Origin of the sequence: Sphingorhabdus sp. (assembly GCF_029865925.1) — a bacterium.
In the GTDB taxonomy this organism is placed as follows: domain Bacteria; phylum Pseudomonadota; class Alphaproteobacteria; order Sphingomonadales; family Sphingomonadaceae; genus Sphingorhabdus_B.
Genome location: NZ_JARXAI010000009.1, coordinates 1 through 7,255 on the forward strand (window position 1 = coordinate 1; position 7,255 = coordinate 7,255).

The 7,255-nt window shown below is 55.9% G+C and carries 7 protein-coding genes; 3 read left to right on the plus strand and 4 right to left on the minus strand.

Annotated elements, in window-relative coordinates; translation table 11 throughout:
- The 3 genes from QE270_RS00880 to QE270_RS00890 all read right to left on the minus strand — a co-directional run.
- On the minus strand, positions 1-577 hold a 577-nt coding region (locus tag QE270_RS00880), incomplete at its 3' end, for a hypothetical protein (protein ID WP_300033913.1).
- 25 nt (positions 578-602) lie between these two features.
- Positions 603-1,811, minus strand: a complete 1,209-nt coding sequence (locus QE270_RS00885; protein ID WP_300033915.1) for a toxic anion resistance protein — start codon at positions 1,809-1,811, stop codon at positions 603-605.
- 83 nt (positions 1,812-1,894) lie between these two features.
- Complete coding sequence (locus QE270_RS00890; RefSeq protein ID WP_300033917.1) at positions 1,895-2,599, minus strand: arylesterase; 705 nt, start codon at positions 2,597-2,599, stop codon at positions 1,895-1,897.
- A gap of 42 nt (positions 2,600-2,641) precedes the next feature.
- Between QE270_RS00890 and QE270_RS00895 the strand changes: the two genes are divergently transcribed.
- Complete coding sequence (locus QE270_RS00895; RefSeq protein ID WP_300033919.1) at positions 2,642-3,313, plus strand: ATP-binding cassette domain-containing protein; 672 nt, start codon at positions 2,642-2,644, stop codon at positions 3,311-3,313.
- Between the two features lie 2 nt (positions 3,314-3,315).
- Positions 3,316-5,820, plus strand: a complete 2,505-nt coding sequence (locus QE270_RS00900) for an FtsX-like permease family protein (RefSeq protein WP_300033923.1) — start codon at positions 3,316-3,318, stop codon at positions 5,818-5,820.
- Here QE270_RS00900 and QE270_RS00905 read toward each other — a convergent pair.
- Positions 5,817-6,770 carry a bile acid:sodium symporter family protein gene (locus QE270_RS00905; protein WP_300033921.1) on the minus strand — a complete coding sequence of 318 codons (954 nt, stop codon included), beginning with the start codon at positions 6,768-6,770 and terminating at the stop codon, positions 5,817-5,819. The two genes, QE270_RS00900 and QE270_RS00905, sit on opposite strands and share 4 nt — an antisense overlap.
- Before the next feature lie 135 nt (positions 6,771-6,905).
- Here QE270_RS00905 and QE270_RS00910 point away from each other — a divergent pair.
- On the plus strand, positions 6,906-7,255 hold a 350-nt coding region (locus QE270_RS00910; RefSeq protein WP_300033925.1), incomplete at its 3' end, for a GTP-binding protein.

A 7,255-nucleotide genomic window follows, 5' to 3' on the forward strand; every position in this document is an offset into this window, starting at 1 on the left:
GCTGTACTGGCGTTTTACCCGCATATTCCTTGTTTTTCAGGCTGTCGGGAATTTTCTTATATCCGTTGATCAGCTCAGGCAGATGCTCCCCCACCAGCTTGCGCACTTCGCGCGCCGCGGGGTCGTTTTCGTCTAATGTCTGCAACTGCGGCGCAAGCTGGTCCAGCCGCAAACCGATGTCCTGCATCAACGTTACCGCTGGCGCTGGCAAAGCGGATCGCTGAGCCTCAAGCCAGATTTCGGTCTTACCGGCTAAAGTCGCGAGATCGGTTTGGCGCAGACTTTCGATCGTGGGCATTGGCAATTCGGGATAGCGCATCATTAGATAGGCTGCTGCGGCGCCAACAATCACGGTGATCATCACACCCCAAAAGCCAATACCGTCGATGATTGCACCGACAATTCCGGCACCGATCATAACGGCACCGACCGCGATCACGGCCTTGCTGAGTTTCCCCCAGTAATGCGCGCGGCGCAGCGCCTGCGACTTCGAGCCTATGGGCATCATACGCACATTGCGCAGCGACCGAGCTGCAGCGGTTAGGGTTTCATTTGCGTTGGATGCTGGATTGTTCATATTTTACCTTGTACGACGAAGACGGTTACGCCTCCAACGCCGCGAGCAAACCGCTGCCCTGCGTTGCCTCGACCGCTTGGGCCTGACCTTCGGCGCGGGCAATATAGCCTTTGGACTTTTCGACTTCTTTTTCCAGCGCTTCGGACGTTTGCTTCATGCTGTCCAACGCCTTCAGCTTGAACGTGTCGATGGCGTCCATAGTGTCGTAAATATTCTGGAACGCTCGGCTTAAGGTTTCCAATGGAATACTCGCACCGGCCGCCTGTTCATGAATCCGCGCGGTGTTGTCGCGCAGCAACTGGCCAGTGCTGTCGATGATATTGGCGGTCGTGGTGTTCAGCGCCGTAATCTGGTCCAGCACAAGCTTCTGATTGGTCATAGCCTGCGCGACAGTCACAGCTGTTCGCAACGCACCAACCGTCGTTGTCGACGCGCGGTCCACGCCCTTGACCAACTCGACATTGTTCTTCTTCACCAGATCAAGCGCGAGATAGCCTTGCACTGTCACCGCCATTTGCGTCAGCAAATCCTGCGTGCGCTGACGCACATAAAATAAAGCGCTTTCCTTAATTGCCCGCGATTTTGCTGGATCGGACAGCTCAAGCTCGCCGGCCTTGTCCTCAAGCTTTGTATCAAGCTGCTTGGACATTATAATCATCTGTTCAAGCTTGCCCATCGCAACCCACAGATTTTGCCGTTCCACATCAATCGCGGCGTTATCCATCAATAGCTCATCTTTGCCATTGCCAAGCCGACCGAGGATCGATCCGATATGCGTTTGCGAACTTTGGTAGCTGTCGAAATAATTACGCAATTTGTTGCCAAAAGGAATGATGCCAAACAGCTTCTGATTGGTCATAAGATTACCCTTTTTTGAAGGGTCGAGATCTTCGACAACGCGGCGCAATTCGGCAAGGTCCGCGCCAACACCAGAGTCGGCATCCATCCGGCGGATAGGTTTATCCAAGAAGCGGTTCGACTGTGCCGATGCTTCCATAATCTCCTTGCGGCCCATATTTGTTAATTGGTCGACCCGCTTGCCAAATTCAGGGCTGTTAACGTCCTGTGCGACCAAATCGGCGACATAAGCCTCTACACGCTGCGCAAGCTTGCTTTGCTGCTCATCGGTCACTGGAACCAGCCCCATTGCCTGTTGCGGGGCAACGGTGGGCACGGGATCTGGCGGGGTAAGCTTCAGCTCTTGAAATGTCTGGGTTGCGGTTTCAGTCGACATGGCCAAAAATCCCTCAGTCCTTAAATATTACAACAGATGGAACCAGTGCCCGACCATTTCAAGCACTTCTATCCCCAACTGTATTATTTTTCTAATACAGCTTCTTTGTTATCCTGCAAAGCAGCTTCTACCAGCGGCGATAATCCTTCGACAACCCGCGTTACGCCCTTGGCATTGGGATGAATGTTGTCCGGCAGCATCAATGCCGCGTCCGTCACCACGCCGTCGAGGAAAAACGGGTAGAGCTTTGCGTCATATTGTTTCGACAATGCGGGAAATATTCCATTGAAAGATTTTCCATAATCCTGACCCATGTTGGGCGAAGCCAGCATGCCGGTGAGCACAACCGGAATACCGCGCCGTTTCAATTCGTCCATCATCGTCGTCATGTTTGTTTTGGTTTCTGTGGGCTTAATCCCCCGCAACATGTCGTTGCCACCCAGGCCAAGCACAACGAGATCAGGCTTTCGGTCGAGATTATCGAGCACGAAGGCGAGCCGGGCTTTTCCGGCTGCCGTGGTATCACCGGACACGCCAGCATTATGAACGCGCGCGTTAATGCCTGCTGCCTGCAACGCGGCCTGCAACTGCGGCGCAAGCCCCTCGCCAGGGGCAAGGCGGTATCCGGCGTAAAGGCTGTCGCCGAACGCGACGACCAGCCGATCATATTGCGCGACCTTGGTGCTATGAGTCACTTCGGTCTTGGTTTCTACTAAAGGATTAGACCCGCATCCCGACAGCCCTTGGATTGCGACACATAACGCACCATATAGCCAAAAACTTTTCATAAGGATTTTTCCTTGCACGCTCCGGTCAATAACAAAGTGGATATGGCAATCCGCGCGGCAAATGTCACCCTTAGCCTTGGCAGCAACGACGCATCGGTGTCGATTTTACGCGGGGTAGACCTTGAGGTGCCCTATGACAGCAGTGTGGCATTGCTTGGGCCATCGGGGTCAGGCAAATCGTCACTGATGGCGGTACTCGCCGGGTTGGAGCAGGCAAGCGGTGGAACTGTGCTGGTCGATGGCCTTGATTTCACCAAGTTGGATGAAGACGAACTCGCGCGCGCGCGCCGCGGACGCATTGGTATTGTGTTGCAGGCATTTCATTTGCTGCCGACAATGACGGCGCTTGAGAATGTGGCCATCCCGTTGGAGTTAGCTGGTCTCGAAGACCCTTTTGGGCGGGCGCAAAGTGAACTTGAAGCCGTTGGGCTTGGCCATCGTCTGACGCATTATCCATCGCAATTATCCGGCGGCGAACAACAACGCGTCGCCATTGCCCGCGCAATGGCCGCTGGGCCAAAGATCATCTTTGCGGATGAACCGACGGGCAATCTGGATGGGTCGACCGGCACGTCGATTATCGACCTATTGTTCGCCCGCCGCGCCGCCTTGGGCGCGACATTATTGATCATCACGCATGACCCCGAACTTGCACGCAAATGTGACCGCGTAATCTCCATGCAGGACGGCCATGTCGTGGAGAGCGCGGCTTGAGCCTGCCGCTCGCTGCCATTTGGCGTATATCGCGTCGTGATTTGTCCGCACATATTCGCGGGCTACGTTTGCTTGCGATTTGCTTGTTTTTGGGCGTGGCGACCCTCGCAGCCATTGGCAGCCTGACCGCTGGCATAGCCGATGAACTGTCGCGGCGTGGCCAGACCATTCTTGGCGGCGACGTCGAAATCGGCATCGCACAACGTGAAGCGACGCAAGCCGAAATGGCGGCAATGCGCAAAGCTGGCCAAGTCTCCCAAACCGTCCGGTTGCGCGCGATGGCCATTGCTGGTGAAGCGGGCGGAGACAGCCTGCTCGCCGAATTAAAGGCCGTAGACAGTATCTATCCCCATTATGGCGCTTTAACCTTGGGTGGGGGCGGCAGCGTCAGGGCACCAGCCAAAGGCGAAATTTACATCGGACCAACCTTGTCGGAACGGCTCGACATTAAAATCGGTGGTACCATCCGTTTTGGCGACGAACGGTTCAAGGTATTGGGTATTATTGACCAAGAACCTGACCGTTTAGGCGAAGGCTTCACGCTTGGTCCAGTTGCCATCATCAACATGGCCTCGTTACCGGACACCGCTTTGATCCAACCGGGCAGCATGTATGAGGCGAAGTACCGCATTAAATTATCCGTAAACGAAGACGCCGCCGCCGTCGCAAAGGCGCTTGAGGCGCAGTTCCCCTCGGCGGGCTGGGACATTACGGATCGCTCCAACGGAACACCCAGCACAAGGCGCTTTATTGAACGTATGGGCCAGTTCCTGACGTTGGTTGGCCTTGCCGCATTGGTCATTGCAGGCATTGGCGTCGGCAATGGCGTGAGCAGTTACCTCGCAAGCAAGCGCGCAAGCATTGCCACGCTGAAAGTGACAGGCGCCGACAGCGGGACAATATTCCGCATCTATATGCTCCAAATCCTGGCTGTTGCCGCAGGTGCGGTTATCGCTGGCCTTTCGGTGGGCAGTGTCATGCCTTCGGTCATTGGCTGGGTTGCTGGCGACATTTTGCCGGTCGCACCGGGCTTTAACCTGCATCCCTTGCCGTTGCTCGTCAGCGCGATCTACGGCCTGTTAATCGCCATTGCCTTTGCCCTTCCCCCTTTGGCCCGCGCACGCACAGTGCCGGCGGCGGGCCTATTCCGCGCGATTGTGGAAGGCAATGCCCGCATCAACCGGCGCGGCGCGGCTTGGGTCGTGTCCGCGATCATCGCCATCATTGCGCTCGCGGTGCTTACCGCGCGGGAGCCTTTATTCTCGCTGGCATTTATCGGCGCGGCCTTTGGATTGTTGCTGTTGCTTACCGTAATTGCGTGGCTGCTGCGTGCGATGGCCGTGCGTATCCCTCGGCCCACGGCACCGCTGCCGCGTCTGGCGCTTGCAAACCTGCATCGCCCCGGCGCGCAGACTCAGGCATTGGTGGTGGCGCTTGGGCTTGGGCTCACCTTATTTGTGACGCTCGCTGCCATCCAAACGAGCATTAACAACGAGATTAAGAATAGCGTTCCCGACCGCGCGCCGAGCTTCTTCGCACTGGACATCCCGCGTGAAGGTGCAGCCCAATTCACACAGATGGTCAAAGAAGCCGATCCTAAAGCCACCATCAACATGATACCCGCCTTACGCGGCACTATCATCGAATATGGCGGACAGCGCGTTGACCAGCTGGAGGAACTGCCCGAAGGCGCATGGGTCCTGAACGGTGATCGCGGTCTGACCTATAGCAGTGCATTGCCCAAGGGCAGCGAGATCGTGGCGGGGCAATGGTGGCCCGCCGATTACAGCGGCCCGGCATTGGTTAGCCTTGAGGCCGAAGTGGCCAAAACATTGGGCATCGGGGTTGGGGATAGCCTGACCATCAGCTTGCTTGGTGTCGAAGTTCCCGCCCAAATAGCATCCTTGCGCACTGTCAAATGGGACAATTTCGGCCTGAATTATGTCATGGTGTTTTCGCCGGGAAGCCTTGACGCCGCGCCGCACAACATGGTGGCGACGTTGACGGTGTCAAAACCGGCGGAGCGCATATTGGCAAAATCGATCCCGCCGACCTTCCCTTCCTCGTCTTTGATTGAGGTTGGGGAAGTTACAGCACAGATCACGGTTCTGTTAACCCAAATGGCGCAGGCGATTGCCGCAGCAGCGTCCATCGCTATCTTGGCTGGTATTGCGGTGCTTGTGGGTGCAATCGCCGCCGCGCGGCAGTCGCGCATTTACGACAGCGTCATCATGAAAATGTTGGGCAGCACAAGATGGCAGATTTTGGGCGCTCAGGCACTTGAATATGGCATATTGGCGGTCGTGTTGGGCCTGGTGTCGCTGTTACTTGGCATGTTGGCGGCTTATTATGTTGTGGTCCAAATCTTCGATTTCAGCTTCGTGCCGGACTATTCGATTTTGGCGCTCACGCTCATTGGCGGCGCTGGATTGACCTTTATTCTTGGCATCGGCGGATCATTACCGATTTTGGCTGCCCGACCGTCTGAGGCATTACGCAGCCTCTAATCTCGTGCTAAATGCGTGGCGAGTGGCGCTGACAAGATCAGTTGCGCCATATGATATATAAGCGTCGGCAGCAGCACCATGCCGGCAATCGCTGGCGGAAATATCGTCGCGGCGAGCGGTGCGCCGATTGCGATGCTTTTCTGCCCGCCGGAAAACAGCATCGTAATCCGGTCACCGCGTGGAAGCTTCATAACCCCACCCAATGCCCAGGCGCCGCCAAAGCCAATCAGCAGCATGCCCGACACAGCAAGCGCCAACCAAGCCAATTCATCGCCGCGCACAATGCTCCAGATACCTGCAACAACTGCGCCTGAAAACGCTACATAGACCGCGATAGCAATTGATATGCGGTCCATCCACGTGGCCAGGTCCTTGTGCGCATCAACCCATGGCTTGCACCAACGTTGCGCCATTTGGCCCAGCGCAAAGGGCAAAAGGAGGATGAGTGCAATGCGGCCGACGGCTTGGCCAGAGACGGTCGCCTCCCCCTCATGCGCCAGCAGCGCAAACAGCAAAGGCGAGATCACAACGCCGATCAAGTTGACCAAAGCTGCAGCAACAACGGACGCCGCGACATTGCCACGGGCCAGCGCGCAATAAGCAGCCGCTGATTGAACGGTCGAGGGCAATATTCCCGTAAACAGCAATCCCAAAGCAAGTATCGGCGGCAATATATTGTCAAAAATATGTGACATGGCCAAGCCCGCAGCAGACATCACGCCAAATACGAACAGGAAAATGGCACCCTGCAACTGCCAATTGCGCACACCACTAACAACTTCATGACGCGGCAAACGCACGCCGTTCAGGAAAAACAAAAGGAATATCGCCGCCGCCGAGATAAGCGACGCAACCTCCGCCGCCTGACCGCGCACGGGTATAAAACTCGCCAGCAATATCGTGGCGAGTAACAAAAGGACAAAGCGATCAGCGAAGATACGAGCGAACATCCGAGCGCTTTGACCGTTGCAATCGCGTATTGCAACACCAGCGATGTTGCGCTGCAGCGGATATTGCGTTAGTGGCGCGCGAGAATCTGGTGGCGTGTGGCTGCTATGAAGACCTTCCAAAAGGCCCATTTCCAAATGTCATTGCGTAACATCGCCATTATCGCGCACGTCGATCACGGCAAAACCACCCTCGTTGACCAACTGTTCCGTCAGTCTGGTACATTCCGCGACAACCAGCGCATTGAAGAGCGCGCAATGGATTCAAACGACCTCGAAAAAGAACGCGGCATCACCATTCTTGCCAAGTGCACATCGGTAGAGTGGGATGATCACAAGGGTGAAAAAACCCGCATCAACATCGTTGATACACCGGGTCACGCAGACTTTGGCGGCGAAGTTGAACGCATCTTGTCGATGGTCGACGGCGTCATCCTTTTGGTCGATTCTTCTGAAGGCGCGATGCCGCAAACGAAGTTTGTTACCGG

What these genes read in the sequence shown, in the direction of transcription:
- QE270_RS00885 (WP_300033915.1), bottom strand. Translation starts at nt 1,811, where the DNA reads ATGTCGACTGAAACCGCAACCCAGACATTTCAAGAGCTGAAGCTTACC.
- QE270_RS00890 (WP_300033917.1), bottom strand. Translation starts at nt 2,599, where the DNA reads ATGAAAAGTTTTTGGCTATATGGTGCGTTATGTGTCGCAATCCAAGGG.
- QE270_RS00895 (WP_300033919.1), top strand. Translation starts at nt 2,642, where the DNA reads ATGGCAATCCGCGCGGCAAATGTCACCCTTAGCCTTGGCAGCAACGAC.
- QE270_RS00905 (WP_300033921.1), bottom strand. Translation starts at nt 6,770, where the DNA reads ATGTTCGCTCGTATCTTCGCTGATCGCTTTGTCCTTTTGTTACTCGCC.